We start from the raw sequence: 18086 nt of genomic DNA, 5'->3' as shown, positions 1-18086 counted from the left end.
GATAATCTATGTCAAAGTCCGTTAAAACTATAAGCCAAAAAGACTTACCGTTGAGTTGCCCAATGCCGGATGACCCGCTTTGGGATCAGCACCCTAGAGTTTATATTCCCCTAGATGATGAGGGCAAAGGGGCTTGTCCTTATTGTGGCAATCAATTTCAATTAGCTGACCCCGCAAAGGATTAACCATGGTTGAGAAGCCTATGTCAGAAACAGCCAGTTTAGAATCAAATGTCACTCCACAATGGCGGGTACTAAAGTTTGGTGGTTCGAGTGTATCGAGTATTGATGATTGGAAAAATATTCAGTCGATAGTCTCAACCCATCTTGATCAAGGCTTTAAGGTTGCCGTCATTCATTCAGCATTTAAAGATGTCACGAACCAACTAGAGCAACTTGCTCAGCATGCGGCTGCGGGACAAGAAAGCGAACTTTTACAATCGGTTATAGCGCGACATAAGCAGTTGGCGACAGAACTTTCAATTTCATCTGAGCTTCTTAAGCCTTGGTTTGAAAGTTTGCAAAATACAGTCGCTAACATCAAAGAAAAACAAACAGTTTCGCCTTGTGATAGAGCTGAGCTGGTAGCTCATGGTGAGTTATTATCATCGACTCTTGGTGAAGCTTATCTTGCTGAAAATCTTAACGTGAAAACTCAGTGGGTCGATGCGAGAGAGCATTTGACGGCAGTAGATGATGAGCCCAAAAATGTGAATGAATATTTTTTAAATGCGGTTTGCCGCCCTCGAGCCAACCACCAGCTAAGCCAACAATGGGCAGAACAAACGGATGTGATTTTAAGCCAAGGTTTTATCGCCAGTAATGCCAATGGGCAGACGGTATTATTAGGGCGCGAAGGCTCTGATACTTCTGCTGCTTATTTTTCGAGTTTGTTATCTGCGCAACTACTGCAAATCTGGACTGATGTTGATGGCATCTATTCTTGTGATCCGCGCAAAGTTAAAGCCGCGTTTAAACTCAAACAGCTCAGTTATAACGAGGCGTTCGATTTAGCTCAATCAGGTGCTAAAGTCTTGCACCCGCGTTGCTTAAGCGCTGTTGCCCCGCAGCGAATCCCAATAGAAGTTCGCAGCACCAAAAAACCTAAAGAAGAGGGCACTTTAGTTAATGACAGTTATGATGAGTCCAAGTGGGTAAAAGCCTTAGCCATTAGGCAGAATATTCCTGTGATTACTCTGCTCTTAGGAAGAAGAGGGCAACAGCCAGATACTCTGCAGAAAGTCTTTGCCATCATTAATGAGTTTGGCCTAACGAGTGAACTTTTAGCTTCGACTAAAGAATCGTTAGTGTTAGAAATCGATCATAGTAATAGCGTTTATACCGCAGAAATTCTGGATGAACTATCCGGTAAGCTAGCGGAGGTTTGCTTAAGTGTTTTATTGTCCCATAGCGCTATTATTACTTTAGTAGGCTGCCAAGCTAGTCAAGCCTTATGGCATCTGTTACAAATTGAAGAAGGGCACTTACCGGATCAGTGGCTATTACTAAGCCATACTTCTAGTGACCACCATTTATCTTTTTTAGTCAATGATGAGCAGGCAGAAACGATTTTAGAAGTATTGCATCAGGATCTGATCAAGGGTTAGGAGTTGAATGGCCAGCACAGCGGCGGCTTGTAAACCGTCGCACCTGATGCTCCTTGTTATGGGTTTTAATGACTCCCACACAATATGATGCTTTCATCATATATTTCCCATTTGTTGTTCTTTTTTTCTATATAAATTTGCGAGGAGTAACAAGCTCTATCAAAATGCTTATTTTTACTCTTTGAGCTTTTACAATATGCAAATTTGCCCTCTTCATTCTTATACCATAAATCATCGTAGCTGGAGGATGGTTTAAAATTTTCTTGCCCTACATCACGCTTTATTTCTTCCGTCAATTCACGCCTGTCAGAAATATAAGTCCAACTCTCCGAGGATTGCAAAGAACATCTATAAGAAACATCTGTTGTGGTTGAACAAGCAAATAGATTTAGAGTGATGATGATTAATATTATTCTACGCATAACGCCTTTGGCACAGGCGCTGCACTAGCGGCGTCCAGCCCGCAGGGCGAGTGTGCCCAAACTGGTTAAATGTATTAGCTGGGTATTTAATCATGACGGAACCCATTCCTTTAAATCGTAATTATAAGCCCAGAAATCTGCCTCAAATTCATCTAGCTCTGAAAGTAACTCTATTCTGAGTGCGGGCTTTCTGGTCATGTTTTCTGTTGCAATAGATTTTGCTTTAGCCACAGACTCACATTTTTTGCGCTCCGTACCAATATAAAGTATGCAATAACCTTCTTTCATAGCGTACATCTAACATAAGAATACCGGTATTCGATTGTAAGTTTTTGATTTGCTTATTAAAAAAATCAAAGTATTGAAAATGTCGCCAATACCATAGTAAAGGCGCTCATAAAGTGCATTATTGCTCGGGATACCGATCTTTTGGGTACTTTATGGCGAATGGCTTACAAGAGTTTCCAGTATGAATTTTTATTTGAATTTAAGAATAGTAGATGCTTTATATGAAGTCAAAGGCACTGATAGGCTTTGCCATAGAAGCTATAAAAATCGAGTCGTTCGGTTCTGTTGGGGTTGGTTCTGGTGATGAGGAGCGCGTTGGCGCCGAGTGCTAAGGCGTTATTGCGGATGTCATTGCGGGCGCCGGCAATTAACTCTTCGTCGGTTGTGAATAAGCCTGTGACGATATTACCTTGAGTACCGTAAACTTCGCCAAGAAACTTGCAGTTGCTAGGTTCATTATTGAGAAGCGTGATTTTGGCGGCCTCTACTTGAATTGATTTGCCAACGCAGGCAGATAGAATAAAAGCGGTAAACAGAGTAAGTAGAGTTTTTGTTTGCATAGTCGAGTGCTTGAATTAGTTCTATTCCCACTTCCGTGGGAATTACGGTTTTTATTTAATAAAAGTCTATTCCTTAATAATAAGGATTTTCTCCAGCCGCATGCTCGGTGACGTCTTGAACGCCGGACACTTCTGGAACTTTTTCGACTAAGGTTTTTTCAATACCTTCTTTTAAAGTCACATCCACCATGCCACAGCCTTGGCAACCACCGCCGAATTGAAGCACGGCTATACCATTGTCAGTCAGTTCCATCAAACTGACTTGGCCGCCATGATTGGCTAACTCAGGATTGATTTCTGACTCTAAAATGTATTTGATTCGATCTTCGGCTGGCGCATCGTCATCCACTTTACGTGCTTTAGCATTGGGCGCTTTTAAAGTTAATTGGCCGCCGGTTTGTTCTTTTTGGTAATCAATTTGTGCATCTTCCAAATAAGGCGCGCTATCAGCGTCAACAAAAGCAGAGAAACCTTCAAACTTCAGTTCAGTGTCATTTTCTTCGACCGCATCTGGCGGACAGTAAGACACGCCACACTCAGCATGGGAAGTACCAGGGTTAACTACAAAAACACGAATGCCCGTATCGACTTCTTCTTGTCCTGCAAGTAAACGGCGAAAATGTTCTTGTGCGCCTTCTGAGATGTTAATCATTTATAAAACTCATTGTTACAATATGCTTTGATTATACTCTATCTTTGGGCTTGCGGTGAAGTTTGCAAGCGTTAGAATGAGTTAATCGCCAATAATATGATAAATATATGAAAACCATAAAGAAACTAGGGTTATTATTCCTATCGCTAACGGTCTCCAGCGCTGTGGCTGCGAAAGATAAATTTGAGTATTTTTTTGACGAAACTATCCAATTCGACTCCAGTATCCACAAGCCCAGCGATACTTTGGGCTATGCCATTGCTGATTGGCACATTCGTCCAGACCAAAGCCTAGCGTTCTTTAAGGCATTAGATAAAAGTTCAGATAAAGTTAAGGTGACCCAAACCGGGCTTTCCCATGAGCAGCGTCCTTTAATCGCAGCATTTATTTCTTCACCTGAGAATCTTGCTAAATTAGGTACCATTAGCGCCGATCGGAAAAACTTAAATTTCCAAAACACACCCAATGTTGTCTATTTAGGTTATTCGGTGCATGGTAATGAAGCCAGTGGCGCTAACGCAGCGCCCTTAGTGGCTTATCGTTTGGCGGCTTCGCAAGAAAGATGGGTTCAAGAGTTATTGGCTAACAATATTGTGATTATCGATCCTATGTTAAACCCTGATGGACTGGATCGTTTTGCGAATTGGGTGAATCGCTACAAAGGTGCGCAACTGGTATCGGATTCAGACTCCATTGAACATAACGAAGCTTGGCCTGCAGGCAGAACCAATCATTATTGGTTTGATTTAAATCGCGACTGGTTATTACTGCAACATCCTGAAAGTCGTGCTCGGGTCGAGTTGTTTTATAACTGGCGACCGACTATTGTGGGCGATTTCCATGAGATGGGCACCAACAGCACCTATTTCTTCCAGCCAGGAGTACCGTCAAGGCAAAACCCTTTAACTTCAGATTTAAACTTTGAATTAACCAATGAAATAGCAAAATATCATGCCAAGGCTTTAGATAAGCTGAGTGTGCCTTATTACAGCAAAGAAAGTTTTGATGATTTTTATTATGGCAAAGGATCAACATTCCCAGATATTAATGGCGGTATTGGGATCTTATTTGAGCAAGCTAGCTCTCGAGGGCATACTCAAGAGTCTATTAACGGAGAAGTGACATTTCCTTTTGCAGTACGAAATCAAGTAGCCACATCCTTTTCTACTCTAAAAGCAGCTAAAGAATTAGGCAGTAATTTAAAGGATTACCAAGCAGATTTTTTCAAAGAACAGCGAATTAAAGCGGTCAAAGATACTGAGCAGGGCGTGATTTTTACTTCTAAGGATAATGGTCGACTGCAAGAATTTTTATCAATTTTAAAGCAACATCAAATTGAAGTATCGCAATTAAAAAATGAAACGACCGTAGAAGGAAAAAACTATCCGGCTAAAGATAGTTATCTAGTTAAATACAACCAAGAACAGTATGGCCTGATCAAAACTATTTTTGAGTCGCGTACTGAGTTTGAAGATAATACTTTCTATGACGTTTCTGCTTGGACTATGCCACATGCATTTAATTTGCATTACCAGATCTTAGATAGCCGCAAAACGGCTTCATTGTTTACTGAAAAAGTAGAGCTAAAACTAGGGCAGCTAACGGATGCTGAAAATGTAGTGGCTTACAGTTACTCGGCTAATAATTTATATAGCTTAGCATTTACCAATAAATTGTTGGCGGCAGGATTAACTGTTCGCTTAAGCCGAAAATCGTTTGAACTTCCTGTGTCTGCAGGCAATAAAACTTTTTCTAAAGGCAGTCTTGTGGTTCAGGTGGATAATGCTGAAGACAAAGCGATATTAAAAAACCTTTGGCAGTCATATGCTCAAGCAAGAGGTATGGATTTAACTGGGATTAATACGGGCTTTAGTCAATCGGGAATTGATTTAGGTTCTCCCAATATGGTGAATCTAAAAGCGCCTAAACCATTATTGTTAATTGGTAATGGTGTTTCTTCCTATGAAGCCGGCGAAGCTTGGTTTTTATTGGATAAACGCTTAGAAATACAGACATCGATGCAGCCAGCATCAGATCTTGCTAATATTGATTTATCTGAATACAGCCATTTGATCATGGTGAATGGCCGCTACCCTAAACTGGATGATGCCGCGAAGAAAAAGATTGAGCAGTGGTTAAATCAAGGTGGGGCTTTAGTTGCCAGTCGAAGCGCTGTACGCTGGGTGATTGAACATAAGTTAGCGCCTTTAGAGTTGGTTAAAAGAGATGCTAAAGCTCCTGAAGGCCGTCCTTATTCAGAGCGGCAAGCAGCTTTTACCGAGCAATTAATTGGCGGTGCGATTTTTGAAACCCAACTGGATCTATCTCACCCGCTAACTTTTGGTATTCAAAAGAAAAGCCTTCCTTATACCAAAGCTTCTAGTCAAATTATCCAACCAGCTAAACGAGATTTTATTACGGTCGCGGAATATTCAGATAAACCTTTATTAGCTGGCTACGCGTCTAAGGAAAATGTTGATGCGATAAAAAATACCGCTGCGGTGGTAGCGCTGCGCAAAGGCCGCGGTTCGGTTATTGTATTTAACGACAATCCAAATTTTAGAGGCTATTGGTTAGGTAGTGCTCGTTTATTTGCAAATACTTTATTTTTTAGTGGAGCTTTCTAATGAGAACAGTAAAGCAGTTTATTTTATTAGTGATGACCTTAGTTGTGAGTTTGTTTTTCATCTCAATTTTTTCATCTGCGGCTAATGCAAAAACTTGGTCAGAAATAGAAAAGGGTAGTCAAAAAGTTAATGGCTTTATTCCTTATTATGTTAGCGAATCAAAGGGTAAAGTTTGGTTAGAAATCAGTAACTTTAATCAGCCTTTTATTTACTACACCGGTCTTCCTTACGGCGTTGGTTCTAATGATATTGGGTTAGACCGCGGGCAGCTTGGACAAAGTCGTTTGGTGCAGTTTGAGCGCTATGGCGATAAAGTGTTGTTAAAGCAACTGAATACAGATTACCGAGCGGATACGGATAATCAGGCAGAAAAAAACTCGATTGCCCAAGCTTTTGCTAGCTCAGTATTAGCAGGCTTTAAAGTGGAAGCGACTCGTGGTGAAAAAGCATTAATTGAGTTAACGCCTTATTTGTTGAAAGATTTGCATGGCGTTTCAGCCCGCTTAAAAGCTCGCAGTCAAGGCAGTTACTCGATTGATGGTTCTCGTTCAGCTTTAATTCCAAAAAAATTGAAGAACTTTCCGAAAAATACTATTTTTGAGTCGATACTGACATTTAAAGGTTCTAATGCTGGAAACTTTGTCCGACAAGTCACTCCATCGCCGAATGAAATAACGGTGCAGCAACATTTATCTTTTGTACAACTGCCTGATGATAAATATAAACCGAGAGTTTTCCATCCTCACTCAGGTTATTTTGAACTGAGTTATAAAGATTATGCTACGCCAATAACCGAACCTATCGATAAAAAATTAATTTATCGTCATAGGATTGAGCGTGATGCGAAAGGGCAAATTAAACCGATTGTTTACTATCTTGACCCTGGTGTTCCGGAACCAGTAAGAGGGGCTTTATTAGATGGTGCTCGGTGGTGGGAACAGGCATTTGCCGCGATTGGTTTAAAAGGTGCTTATGAAGTAAGAATTTTACCGCAAGATGCAGATCCTTTAGATGTGCGTTACAACGTTATTCAATGGGTTCATCGTGCCACTCGAGGTTGGTCGTATGGCTTTTCTGTTTCCGATCCAAGAACAGGCGAAATTTTAAAAGGGCACGTAACTTTAGGTTCTTTACGAGTCCGTCAAGACTTGCTTTTGGCTAACGCCTTAACTGCAATTTATGGTGATAGCTCTGATGGAAAAGCTAAGGCAGCAGAGGAGATGGCGCTAGCACGTATCCGCCAATTATCCGCCCACGAAGTGGGACACACCATTGGTATCGCGCATAATTTTGCAGCTAGCCCAGACAGTCGTTCTTCGGTCATGGATTATCCGCATCCGCTAGTGCAACTGAAAGGTGGCGAAATAACCCTTGAAAATGCTTACGCTACCGATATCGGTCAATGGGATATTGAAGCGGTACGCTATGGTTATAGTGAGTTTACGGACTCTGCTGCTGAAGCAAAAGGCTTGAAGCAAATTCTAAAAGGTATGCAAGCAAAGAAAATGCGCTTTATCTCAGATCCCGATGCCCGCCCGCAAGGTGGTGTTCATCCTACTGGACACCTTTGGGATAATGGTGAAAATGCAGCGCAGGAACTGAATCGTTTACTTAAGATCCGAGCTATAGCTTTGGATAAATTTGGTCATGATAATCTTGCTAATGGCACACCTTATTCTGAACTGGCAGAAACTTTGGTTCCACTCTATTTGTTCCATCGTTATCAAACCGAAGCGGCGGTAAAATTGATTGCTGGAGTAGATTACGAGTACAGTGTTAAAGGCGATAGCTTTAAACCAGTTGCTGCGGTGGATGGATCTGAGCAACGTATGGCTCTAAAAGCCTTACTGTCCACTTTAGATATTAAGCAGTTGACAGTTCCAGATTCTATATTGTCACTGATCCCGCCGAAGGCCTATGGTTATTATCGTAATCGTGAAAGTTTCCCAAGTAATACCGGCCTAACTTTAGATCCTGTGGCAATGGCTGAAACTGCTGCACAACACAGTTTAAAGTTATTGCTTAATCCGCAAAGACTTGCGCGTTTATTACAGCAAAGTTCTATGGATAATAAACAATTGAGTTTATCTGATGTTCTTGAGCAATTGATGGATGTCACTATATTGGCAAAACCGCAAAAAGGTTTGAATGCTCTGATTCAACAAAGAGTGGATTATTTAACGTTAGCTCAAACGATGAAAGTGGCAGAGTCTAGCCAGGCTTCACCTGAAGTGAAGTCATTTTTATATTCTGAGTTGACTCAACTAAGCCGCAGCTTGCAATCAAAAGCAAAAAGGAATCCTCAACGTTACTTGAGATTGAAACAAATGCTAGAGCAGTATCTTGATGGGCAGCTGGAATTGGAATCTTTGCAAGAATTAAAAATGCCGCCGGGTTCGCCGATTGGCTGATTAAATGGTGATTAATTAAATCCACAAAAAAGCCCTGAAGATTCAGGGCTTTTTTGTTTATAAAACTATCAAAATAAAAAGCTAGTAGAGGCAAACTTTGTTGATAGAGGTCTTGGGTATCAACTGGGGGACATTGGCGCCCCTACTAGCAAAACTGTAATGGATTTTTATTACCAGCCAAGCACTGAGCCTAAGATAATGCCTACTGCTAATGGCTCCCAATAGCGGTGTCTACAATGACTTCTGTGAACATGGCCGCGTGGGAAAGGGTGATAAGCATTACCATAGTAGTACCAATCTTGACCTAAGTAATATACCGACGTTGGATAATAGTCATAACGTGGGTAGTAATTGTTATAGCTATAATGATGTCTATGACGCGGCTTATAACGATCACGGTAATGACGATCATGATAATAACGATCGCTATGTCTATGGTCATGTCGACGATCGTAATGACGATTGCTGTGTCGATTACTATGTCTGTTGCTATGACGGTTCGAATGTCTGTTATCGTATCGGTTACTGTGGCGATTACTGTCTCGGTAAGCATCATGTGTTCGCGCATTGGAGCGAGAAGAATGATTGCTAGAACGATTTGACGAACGCGGCTGTGATGAACGATAGTTTGAACTACTACTTGAGTGCTTATGCTTTTGAACTTGATGCTTCTTCGAGCCATGATGCTCTTTTGCATCAACAGCTTGAGACAATCCCAGGCTTAGCGCAGCAAATAATAGTGGGGTAATCATTTTTTTCATGGCTTTCTCCTATGAAACTAAACAGTCTTAGCAAATCCATGTAAAATGGCTTTTGCTAACTATGGTTCATACTTTAGTCGAAATAAGCTGAATTCTTCCTGAATAATGATAAAAAACCGTTGATGGAGATAATAATGGAAATAAAACTCTGTGAAATTAATGACTTAGAGCGCTTAGCTCCACTATTTGATGATTATCGCCAGCACTTCAAGCAGGCTTCTGATGTTGAATCTGTGCGTAATTACTTGCAGCAACGGCTAGAAGCTAATGAAACTAAAATATACCTGGTGCAAACAGATGAAGAGTTGCATGGCTTTGTTTTATTGTACCCATCATTTTCTAGTATCGGTCTAGCACCGATTTGGATATTAAACGATTTTTATCTTAAGTCTGGTAATCAAAAACGTTTAATGGCGAAGGCTTTATTGGATCAAATACGTTTAGATTGTCATGATGCTGGCGGCATCAGAATTGAAGTTACCACACGCAAAGAAAACCACAAGTTGCATAAACTATATAAAGAATATGGTTTTGAAAAAGATTATAAGTATGACTATTATTTTTTGCAGTTAACTAAAGCAGTAGCTTCGGACATGCTGAAATAAATTAAGAGTTCATTTCAACTTGCATCCAGTTTCTTTTTTGCCATAACCAAATAAAAGCAACCGTTTGTATAACACGGTAGATAGCGTAAGCCGTCCAAATAAGGGTAAAGCTAGAACCGTTTTGTTGCATGAAATAGGCTATCGGTAAGAACATTAACCACTGAGTGATTAATGAAACATACATTGGCGGTTTGGTATAACCAGCGCCACTAAGTGCATTTAAAAACACTAACCCAATCGCATCGATAATAATGATTAATGCCGATAGTTTAAACGGCCAATGAGCCGCCTCTAAAGCAGCTTGTTCACGCAAGAAAATACTCATTATTGGGTCAGTAAAGAGATAAAAAATTATCCCTAAGCCAATCGAAAATATCAGCGCCATCTTCGAAACATCCCAACCCCATAAATAAGCGTCTTGTGGGTCTTTACGTCCCAAAGCTTGCCCCACTAAAGTGGCGGCTCCGATACCTAAAGCGATACAGGGTAGAATGCCGACTAGCATAACGTTAGTAATCGCATTTGCTGCTGCTAGCTCATTAGTACCAACTTCACCGATGATCCAAAATAAAGCAGTAAAACCGGCGGCGAAAAAAAGTTGTTGCACTGATGACGGCAGTGAGATTTTAATAATATCTTGTTGTGTCGCCCAGCTAGCGATTTGCTTAAAGTAACCAAACTCTGAAGTATGCTTTTTTGCCAGATAATGATAATAAAAAGTACCTAGAGTTAAAGAAACGGTAGTGCCAATACCTGCGCCTAAAGTTCCCAGTTCTGGGAAGCCAAAATTACCAAAAATTAAGCAGTAATTCAGGAAAATATTAAGCGCATGCATAACCAGTAAAGTGCGTAAATAATATTGAGTTTTATTAATAGAACTCCAATATCCGCGGTAACTAAAGTTTAAGCCAATTGCCCAGATACCAACAAAGCGAGCTTGCAAATATGGAGTCCCTTCTTGTAGTAACTCAGGATCATCATTGAGGAAATTTAAAATTTCAGGTGCTAGAAAAAATAAAACAATACTGGTTGGAATTGCTGCAATGGTGATCAACATCAAGGCGCCATTTAAAGGATAAGCCGATTCAGATTTGCGCCCTTCTCCCATGCGACGGGCGACCATGGCTTGCACGCCTGAGGCAAATCCCATGAAAAAGGCAACTGCCATAAAGTTGATAAAGCCGGCAATACCGATAGCAGCGATTGCAGCAGAGCCTTGCGAACCGACCATAGCCGCATCGACTAGATTTAGGATGTTTTGCGATATCATACCACCCACTATTGGCAGCGATATTTGCAGAACTTGGCTCGAACGATCTTTATTTAACAAGCGACTAATCTAGGCAATGAAAGTGCAAGCATTGTAGCAGTAATTGTTCGGATCGCGAGTAATTGTTTGTCAGCGCCGAGATTTAACTGTTTCAGTTTGTTGTCTCGATCATTTTGAGCGCTTCTTTAATATAAAACTGCTCGGAAGCAACGATGCCATTGCCATCGGTTTCTCCCAATCGAACCACTACTAGTTGATATTCTGGAACAATGATCACTCTTTGTCCCAAATGGCCTCTTAGAGCATAGTAAGGCGCTTCATTGTCCTGATTAATCCAAGTGGAATAGCCGTAGTTAGGAACTTTAAAAGGTTCACTCATTAATTGGATAAAGTAGGGGTCCAGTAGTTGCTGGTTATTCCAAAAACCACCTTGCAGCATTAATTGGCCAAACTTGCCAAAATTACGAGCGTTGCTACTAATACAACAGTAAGCGAGCTCCATACCTTCATCATCCAAATGCCATAATGCTGCATCATTCATCCCTAGAGGTTGCCACAATTTTTGGCTTAAATAGTCTGTTAAAGTCCAGTCTGGATTTTTGGCTTTTAAAGCTCTGTCTAAAACGATGGCTAGTAGTTGAGTAGAAGCACTGGAATAATAAAAGGTTTGTTCTGGTTCTGAACTAAAGCTTCTGGAAAGTACAAAATCTTCTACATCATCACCGTACAATAATTCTACGGTAGGACTGAATGGACTGTAATAATGCTCATCCCAATCATAACCAGATGTCATAGTGGATAGTGAACCAATGGTTGCAGATTGACCTAGCGGATCATTTTTAAATTCGGGTAAAAATTCAATCAATGGTTGCTGTAGGTTTTCGATGTAACCTTCTTCAATCGCTTTCCCTAACATCATGGTTAAAATCGATTTTGCCATAGAAAAAGAATTGGTTTTGCTATCACGGTCATAATTCTTGAAGTAATTTTCGCTAATCAGCTGCCCTTTGTGGATCACCAAAAATGCTGCTGCATTATGCTTGGTTAAATGATCTTGTAATTTGTTAGAAATGGGCTTTGGATAATCAGGAGATTCAGGCCAAGCTTGAGCTTTTCCAGATTCAATAACGCGGGTATCAAACTGTCGATAATCATTAATATTGGCTGTCGTGTTACCCACCAAATAAGTACGGGCAATGGCAGTAAGAATATAGCCATGGCCGGTCACCAATAGGCCTATAATAACTACAGCAATAATAGCCAACAATGTCAGTAATATTTTTTTCATGTTTAAGCATGTTTGTACTTTTAATTTATAAAAAGAGTATAGCTAGGTTTTAGCAAGACACCAAATATCAATCGTTTCAGCACCATGCTTAAGGCATTGTTTGGTTGCTTCTGTGATGGTACTTCCGGTAGTCACTACATCGTCAATCAAGGCGATATGCCTGGGCAGTTGTGATTTAACTTTAAAGGCATTCTTTAGATTTTGTTTCCGTTGAGTCGCTTTCAAACCAATTTGATGAGGTGTGTTTTTGACTCTAATCAATTGATTAACGACTGTGGGTATTAATATGTTATGACTTATAGTTTTGGCAATGAGTTGGGATTGATTAAATCCACGCTCAGCCAGCCTCTTGCGATGCAGCGGTATTGGAATGAGTAACTGTGGTAGCTCATCATCTTGATAAGTATCTAAGATAAGTTGGCTCAATGCTTTTGCCAAAGCCTTCCCAAGGTGTAATTGCTGATCGAATTTGAAGCGACTGATGGCTTGATTGACAGGAAAGTCATAATGGCAAGATGCTATTAATCGGTGATAGGGTTTCGGGTGGTGTAAACATTCGCCGCACTTTTGTTGGCCGTCAGTACTTTTAATCGATATACCGCATTGATAACAGCAGTTTCCACTCAATTGAATAGCTGCTAGGCAGACTTGGCAGATAGCTTTAGGGCTTGTTAGAGACTCAGCTCTTAGACCACAGAGCACACAGGAATGACCTGCCAGAATTCTATTGGCTGCATCGAGTAAAACAGGGTAAAATCGCTTGTAAACCATAAATCCTTTTATTTGGTTGACAACTTTTTTATCAATGGATGCCGATTTAGAACGCTATCAAATGATAAAAAGTTAACGAATTAAAAATATAAAATCATTTAAATTCAATTGCTTAGATAAGCATTGGTCATTCAGATATCCGTTCTGAATGAGTTTTTTGGATTAGTCGCCATATCAGAGCAACTGACAAAAAGTAACTAAGCAATCATTATAATAAGGTATAAACAGCGATGAGCAAACCGGTAAATCTAGATATTTTGAACAGTGGTCAATTACGTAATGATTGGTCATTAGATGAAATTGGCGCTATCTATAATCAGCCTTTTAATGACTTATTGTTTGCGGCACAAACTATCCATCGTCAACACTTTAACCCCAATGAAGTACAAACCAGTACTTTGCTGAGTATTAAAACCGGTGCTTGTCCTGAAGATTGTGCTTATTGTCCTCAGTCGGGCCATTACAATACGGGACTGTCGAAAGAGCAATTAATGGCGGTTGAAGAAGTAATCACTAAAGCTCAGCAAGCGAAGAAAAATGGCGCTACCCGTTTTTGTATGGGGGCTGCTTGGCGTTCACCGCGGGAAAAAGATTTGACCGTAGTTTTGGAAATGGTTAAGCAGGTTAAGTCACTTGGTTTAGAAACCTGTGTGACTTTGGGAATGTTAACTGATGAGCAGGCGGATCAATTGGCTGAAGCGGGTTTAGATTATTACAATCATAATTTAGATACCTCGCCTGAGTATTATGAGCAAATCATTTCAACACGAACCTATGAAAATCGTCTGGATACGCTACAAAATGTCCGTGATGCTGGTATTAACGTTTGCTCTGGTGGAATTATTGGGATGGGCGAGCAAACTAAAGATCGCTATGGTTTGATTCAACAGTTAGCAAATATGCCTGAGCATCCGCAGTCAGTCCCTATCAATATGCTAGTAGCGGTTGAAGGAACACCCTTAGGCAAAGTTGAAAAGTTAGACTCAATTGATTTCATACGCATGATAGCAACGGCGAGAATTGTTATGCCAAAGTCTTACGTTCGTTTATCCGCTGGTCGTGAAGATATGAATAAGGAAACGCAAACCCTTTGTTTTGCCGCCGGCGCTAATTCTATTTTTTATGGTGAGAAATTATTAACCACTGCTAACCCTGAGGCTGAAGCCGATATGCAACTCTTCAAACAACTAGGGATTCAACCTGAAGGTGCAGAAGTTACTAATGATGAAATAAAAATTCCTGCACCCAAAAAGAAAGAATTGTTTTACGACGCATCCCAAGTTTAGTAGCTAAAATTTATTGAAACATATCGATGTTGAATAAATTACAAAGGCGCTTACAAGCACGCCAAGTGCAGGATTTGATCCGTCAGCGGTTAACTTTAGATAGCCCCCAAGGCGCTAAAGTAACAGTTAATGGGCAAACCCTGTTGAACTTTAGTAGTAATGATTACCTTGGCTTAGCTAACCACCCAAAACTGATTGAAGCAATTAGAACTAGTTCTAAAACTATAGGGGCTGGAAGTGGCGCTTCCCATTTAATTGTGGGGCATTCTCATGAGCATCACCAACTTGAAGAAGAGCTAGCAGAGTTTCTAGGGACGGAGAAAGCGTTATTATTTTCCACCGGGTTTATGGCTAATTTAGGCGTATTAACCTCGCTGTTAGATAAACGGGATTTAATCGTACAAGACAAGTTAAATCATGCTTCTTTAATTGATGGCGGGATCGCTAGTGAAGCTAAAAATAGTCGTTTTGCACATAAGGATATGGCCTCTCTAGAAAGACAGTTGCAACATGCCGCGGAAACTAAGCTGATTGTGAGTGACGGCGTTTTTAGTATGGATGGGGATATAGCGCCAATTAATGAACTAGTCGAAATGAAACAAAAACATAAAGCGAGTTTAATGATCGATGATGCTCATGGCTTTGGAGTATTAGGAAATCAAGGTAAAGGTAGCTTAGAGCATTTTGCTTTAGAGCAATCTGAAGCAGAAATTTATATGGCGACATTAGGCAAAGCCATTGGTGGCTTTGGTGCTTTTGTAGCAAGTAGTAAAGATCTTATTGAGAGCCTTATTCAATTTGCTCGAAGTTATATTTACACGACGGCTATGCCAGCGGCTATTGCAGCCGCTAATCGCGCCGGTTTAATGCTAATTCAATCGGAGCCAGAACGGAGAGAGCAATTAAAAAAGAATATTCGATACTTTAGAGCTTTGGCATTCGAACAAGATCTGCCTCTAATGGATTCTGAAACTGCTATCCAACCTTTGTTGTTAAAACATAACGATAAAGCCCTAAGGATCAGTCAGGAATTAAAAGATAAGGGTATTTTGGCGTTAGCCATAAGACCGCCAACGGTGCCAATCCATACTGCGCGTTTACGCATAACATTAAGCGCTTCGCACAATAAATCTCATATAGAACAATTAGTCGATAATTTATCTAAAAGTTTAAAGGTTGCTTAAGTGTCACAATTAAAACCATTCATAGAATCCCATGGTCAAGGTGAAGATCTAGTCTTGTTACATGGTTGGGGTTTGCATTCAGGTATATGGCAATTATTGCTGGAACAGTTAACTCAGCACTTTCGGGTACACTTAATTGATTTACCAGGATTTGGCCGCTCGCCAATTCCAAGTGCTGACTACGATTTATCTTTATTAACCGACCAAGTCTTAAAAGTTGCGCCTGAAAAAGCGCATTATTTAGGTTGGTCACTTGGGGGGTTAGTGGCAACCAATATTGCGATTAATCACCCTAAAAAAGTAAGCAAATTAATAACGGTTGCTTCTAGTCCTAAGTTTGTTCAATCAGAAGATTGGCCGCATGCGATGAAAGCAAACATCATGGATTCTTTCTGCCGTTTTTTAGAAGAAGATTACCAAGGGACTATTATTCGCTTCTTAGCAATTCAAGCTATGGGCAGCGCTACGCAAAAAGAAGATATTAAATTTCTCCGTGAAACGGTATTTATTCATGGAACGCCCGCAACTAAAGCATTACGTCACGGACTACAAATGTTAAATAAAGTTGATTTGCGCCAGGCGCTAAAAGATTTGAGCATGCCGAGATTAAGGCTTTATGGAAGACTAGATTCGTTAATTCCCAATAAGGTTGCGCAAACCATTAATGAGCTCGATCCGGTGGCAGAATACAAAATTTATTCCAAAGCCAGTCACGCGCCTTTTTTAACTAACCGCGCTGAGTTTACCCAAGATGTGATTAACTTTTTGCAGGCGAAGCACCATGGTTAATCAAATTGATCATAAAGATGTAGCCAACTCTTTTAGCGATGCTGCAAAAACTTATGATGACGCTGCCTTTTTTCAGCGAATAGCTGGCGATAGACTTTTCGAACGTTTGGATTATTTCAAATTAGCGCCAAAAACTATTTTAGATATTGGTAGTGGCACCGGTCATTGCACTCGGGCGTTAAAACAAAAATATCCTAGTGCGCAAGTAGTAGGGCTGGATATTGCTCAAGGTATGGTTGACTATTGCCGGCAACAATCGACTGGTGAAAATTATATTTGTGCAGATGCATTAGAAATTCCGTTAGAATCCAATAGCCAAGACTTGATATTTTCTAATTTAACTTTTCAATGGATTGAGCAACTAGATCTACTGTTCAAAGAATTGCATCGAGTGTTAAAGCCTAATGGCTTATTACTCTTTACCAGCTTAGGCCCAGATACTTTATTTGAGTTAAAAACCTCTTGGAAAAGTATAGATGAGCATAAGCACGTGAATGATTTTATGGATATGCACCATTTGGGTGATGCGATGCTTAATGCCGCTATGTTAGATCCGGTGGTAGACAATGAAGCGGTGGTGATTGGTTATGATAAAGCGCTAGAACTAATGCGAGATTTAAAAAATATAGGTGCGCATAATGTTGATAAGCAGCGAAGGAAAGGTTTAACCAGCCCAGCGGTTATCCGCAAGTTGGAAAAGGAATACCAACAATTTAAGCTCTCCAACGGGGAGCTACCAGCGACTTACGAGTTGGTATACGGCCATGCTTTTGGGCGAGAGGAAATACCGATGGACTACCATGAATATGGTATTGAGCTTTAATCTTTCTTATTACTGGTTAGCTTAATAACTTTATTATTTTCAGCTAGTTTATCGGCATGTTGATTCACTAGTTCTTTGGCCTTATCCATTTGCGAATTATGCAGAAAATTACGTAAGGTTTGAAATTCTGTGCGATAAAAATCGCGTTCGCTACGTAAATTATCAGCAGTTTTACTCATAGTCTGATTAGCTTGAACCAGTCGCTTATGACTCTTTTTTAAGTGTTCAAATTCGGCTCTATAGTTTTCTTGGAAATTATCGATTTTTTTATCGGCTTCTTTCTCGGCATCAATAACTTTCTTTTCTAAACTATTTTTCAATGCCTGTAATGCGAGCTCATGCTCTTTGCTATTGCTGGCGATAGTTTGCATAGAGTTTAAATAGTCTTGATGGGTTTTATCGAAACTTTCTTGAGTATCTAGCAAGCTTTTCTGAGAGTCATTAAATTGGTGTCTTAAGTCAGTATGGCGATTAGATAAATCTTGTAAAGAGCGTTTAAGCTCATCATGGGCTTCCGTTTTTGAATCTAATAATTGTTGCTTTTTGGCAATATTTTTTGTGTTTGTTTCTAGTACAGTATTCAACTCGGAAATATTAGATTCTAGCTGTCTTACTACAGCGTGTTTTAATGCTGCATAGACGACTGCAATCACTAATCCGGTGATGATAATAATGCCGAGTAATAAAACATTATCGGCTAAAAAATTTGAAGCAGTTTCCATATTGTTCTCAAATTACCTGTG

General features: G+C 40.2%; 18 protein-coding genes. 9 read left to right on the top strand and 9 right to left on the bottom strand.

Annotation, left to right across the window (positions count from 1 at the left end; all coding sequences use genetic code 11):
• Window positions 1-8: 8 nt before the first annotated feature.
• Entirely contained in the window at window positions 9-185 is a 177-nt protein-coding gene (locus GJS41_RS10795) for a zinc-finger domain-containing protein (protein ID WP_154247366.1), read from the top strand.
• 2 nt (window positions 186-187) lie between these two features.
• Complete coding sequence (locus GJS41_RS10790) at window positions 188-1606, top strand: aspartate kinase (RefSeq protein ID WP_227551344.1); 1419 nt, start codon at window positions 188-190, stop codon at window positions 1604-1606.
• 65 nt (window positions 1607-1671) lie between these two features.
• Here the strand turns inward: GJS41_RS10790 and GJS41_RS10785 are convergent, their stop codons facing one another.
• The 4 genes from GJS41_RS10785 to nfuA form a co-directional block, all read right to left on the bottom strand.
• Entirely contained in the window at window positions 1672-2028 is a 357-nt protein-coding gene (locus GJS41_RS10785) for a hypothetical protein (protein ID WP_154247365.1), read from the bottom strand.
• Between the two features lie 90 nt (window positions 2029-2118).
• The gene (locus GJS41_RS10780) at window positions 2119-2316 is read right to left on the bottom strand and encodes a hypothetical protein (protein WP_154247364.1); all 198 of its coding nucleotides are present in this window, start codon (window positions 2314-2316) and stop codon (window positions 2119-2121) included.
• A 227-nt stretch (window positions 2317-2543) separates the two neighbouring features.
• Window positions 2544-2876 carry a DUF4156 domain-containing protein gene (locus tag GJS41_RS10775; protein WP_154247363.1) on the bottom strand — a complete coding sequence of 111 codons (333 nt, stop codon included), beginning with the start codon at window positions 2874-2876 and terminating at the stop codon, window positions 2544-2546.
• A 73-nt stretch (window positions 2877-2949) separates the two neighbouring features.
• On the bottom strand, window positions 2950-3528 hold the full coding sequence (nfuA, locus tag GJS41_RS10770; protein ID WP_154247362.1) for a Fe-S biogenesis protein NfuA: 579 nt from the start codon (window positions 3526-3528) through the stop codon (window positions 2950-2952).
• A gap of 107 nt (window positions 3529-3635) precedes the next feature.
• Here nfuA and GJS41_RS10765 point away from each other — a divergent pair, with 107 nt between their 5' ends.
• Window positions 3636-6155, top strand: coding sequence for a M14 family metallopeptidase (locus tag GJS41_RS10765; protein WP_154247361.1), 2520 nt, complete (start codon window positions 3636-3638; stop codon window positions 6153-6155).
• 32 nt (window positions 6156-6187) lie between these two features.
• Window positions 6188-8566, top strand: a complete 2379-nt coding sequence (locus GJS41_RS10760) for a zinc-dependent metalloprotease (protein ID WP_154247475.1) — start codon at window positions 6188-6190, stop codon at window positions 8564-8566.
• A gap of 170 nt (window positions 8567-8736) precedes the next feature.
• On the opposite strand, the gene GJS41_RS10755 is transcribed toward GJS41_RS10760, so the two are convergent.
• Entirely contained in the window at window positions 8737-9327 is a 591-nt protein-coding gene (locus tag GJS41_RS10755) for a hypothetical protein (protein ID WP_154247360.1), read from the bottom strand.
• Window positions 9328-9461: 134 nt separating this feature from the next.
• On the opposite strand from GJS41_RS10755, the gene GJS41_RS10750 reads away from it, so the two are divergent.
• Window positions 9462-9932 carry a GNAT family N-acetyltransferase gene (locus GJS41_RS10750; protein ID WP_154247359.1) on the top strand — a complete coding sequence of 157 codons (471 nt, stop codon included), beginning with the start codon at window positions 9462-9464 and terminating at the stop codon, window positions 9930-9932.
• A 1-nt stretch (window position 9933) separates the two neighbouring features.
• On the opposite strand, the gene GJS41_RS10745 is transcribed toward GJS41_RS10750, so the two are convergent.
• The 3 genes from GJS41_RS10745 to GJS41_RS10735 all read right to left on the bottom strand — a co-directional run bounded on the left by GJS41_RS10745 (window position 9934) and on the right by GJS41_RS10735 (window position 13261).
• Window positions 9934-11262: an MATE family efflux transporter gene (locus GJS41_RS10745; protein ID WP_154247358.1), complete on the bottom strand. Its 1329-nt coding sequence runs from the start codon at window positions 11260-11262 to the stop codon at window positions 9934-9936.
• A 91-nt stretch (window positions 11263-11353) separates the two neighbouring features.
• Entirely contained in the window at window positions 11354-12490 is a 1137-nt protein-coding gene (locus GJS41_RS10740; RefSeq protein WP_154247357.1) for a serine hydrolase, read from the bottom strand.
• Between the two features lie 42 nt (window positions 12491-12532).
• Window positions 12533-13261: a ComF family protein gene (locus GJS41_RS10735; protein WP_154247356.1), complete on the bottom strand. Its 729-nt coding sequence runs from the start codon at window positions 13259-13261 to the stop codon at window positions 12533-12535.
• A 230-nt stretch (window positions 13262-13491) separates the two neighbouring features.
• Here GJS41_RS10735 and bioB point away from each other — a divergent pair, with 230 nt between their 5' ends.
• From bioB to bioC, 4 genes are read left to right on the top strand one after another with little or no spacing between them, the layout of a single operon-like run.
• On the top strand, window positions 13492-14547 hold the full coding sequence (gene bioB / locus GJS41_RS10730) for a biotin synthase BioB (RefSeq protein WP_195758383.1): 1056 nt from the start codon (window positions 13492-13494) through the stop codon (window positions 14545-14547).
• A 26-nt stretch (window positions 14548-14573) separates the two neighbouring features.
• Entirely contained in the window at window positions 14574-15731 is a 1158-nt protein-coding gene (gene bioF / locus GJS41_RS10725) for an 8-amino-7-oxononanoate synthase (protein ID WP_154247355.1), read from the top strand.
• On the top strand, window positions 15732-16520 hold the full coding sequence (bioH, locus tag GJS41_RS10720) for a pimeloyl-ACP methyl ester esterase BioH (RefSeq protein WP_370515699.1): 789 nt from the start codon (window positions 15732-15734) through the stop codon (window positions 16518-16520).
• Window positions 16513-17343, top strand: coding sequence for a malonyl-ACP O-methyltransferase BioC (bioC, locus tag GJS41_RS10715; protein WP_154247354.1), 831 nt, complete (start codon window positions 16513-16515; stop codon window positions 17341-17343). Before bioH ends, bioC begins: the two co-directional genes overlap by 8 nt.
• Here the strand turns inward: bioC and GJS41_RS10710 are convergent.
• Entirely contained in the window at window positions 17340-18065 is a 726-nt protein-coding gene (locus GJS41_RS10710; RefSeq protein ID WP_154247353.1) for a hypothetical protein, read from the bottom strand. The genes bioC and GJS41_RS10710 overlap by 4 nt on opposite strands.
• Between the last annotated feature and the right edge of the window lie 21 nt (window positions 18066-18086).

It is taken from the genome of Kangiella sp. HZ709, from assembly GCF_009674675.1.
Lineage (GTDB): Bacteria > Pseudomonadota > Gammaproteobacteria > Enterobacterales > Kangiellaceae > Kangiella.
The sequence above is the reverse complement of the archived record's forward strand: the minus strand, read 5'-3'. Positions and strand labels throughout refer to the sequence as shown.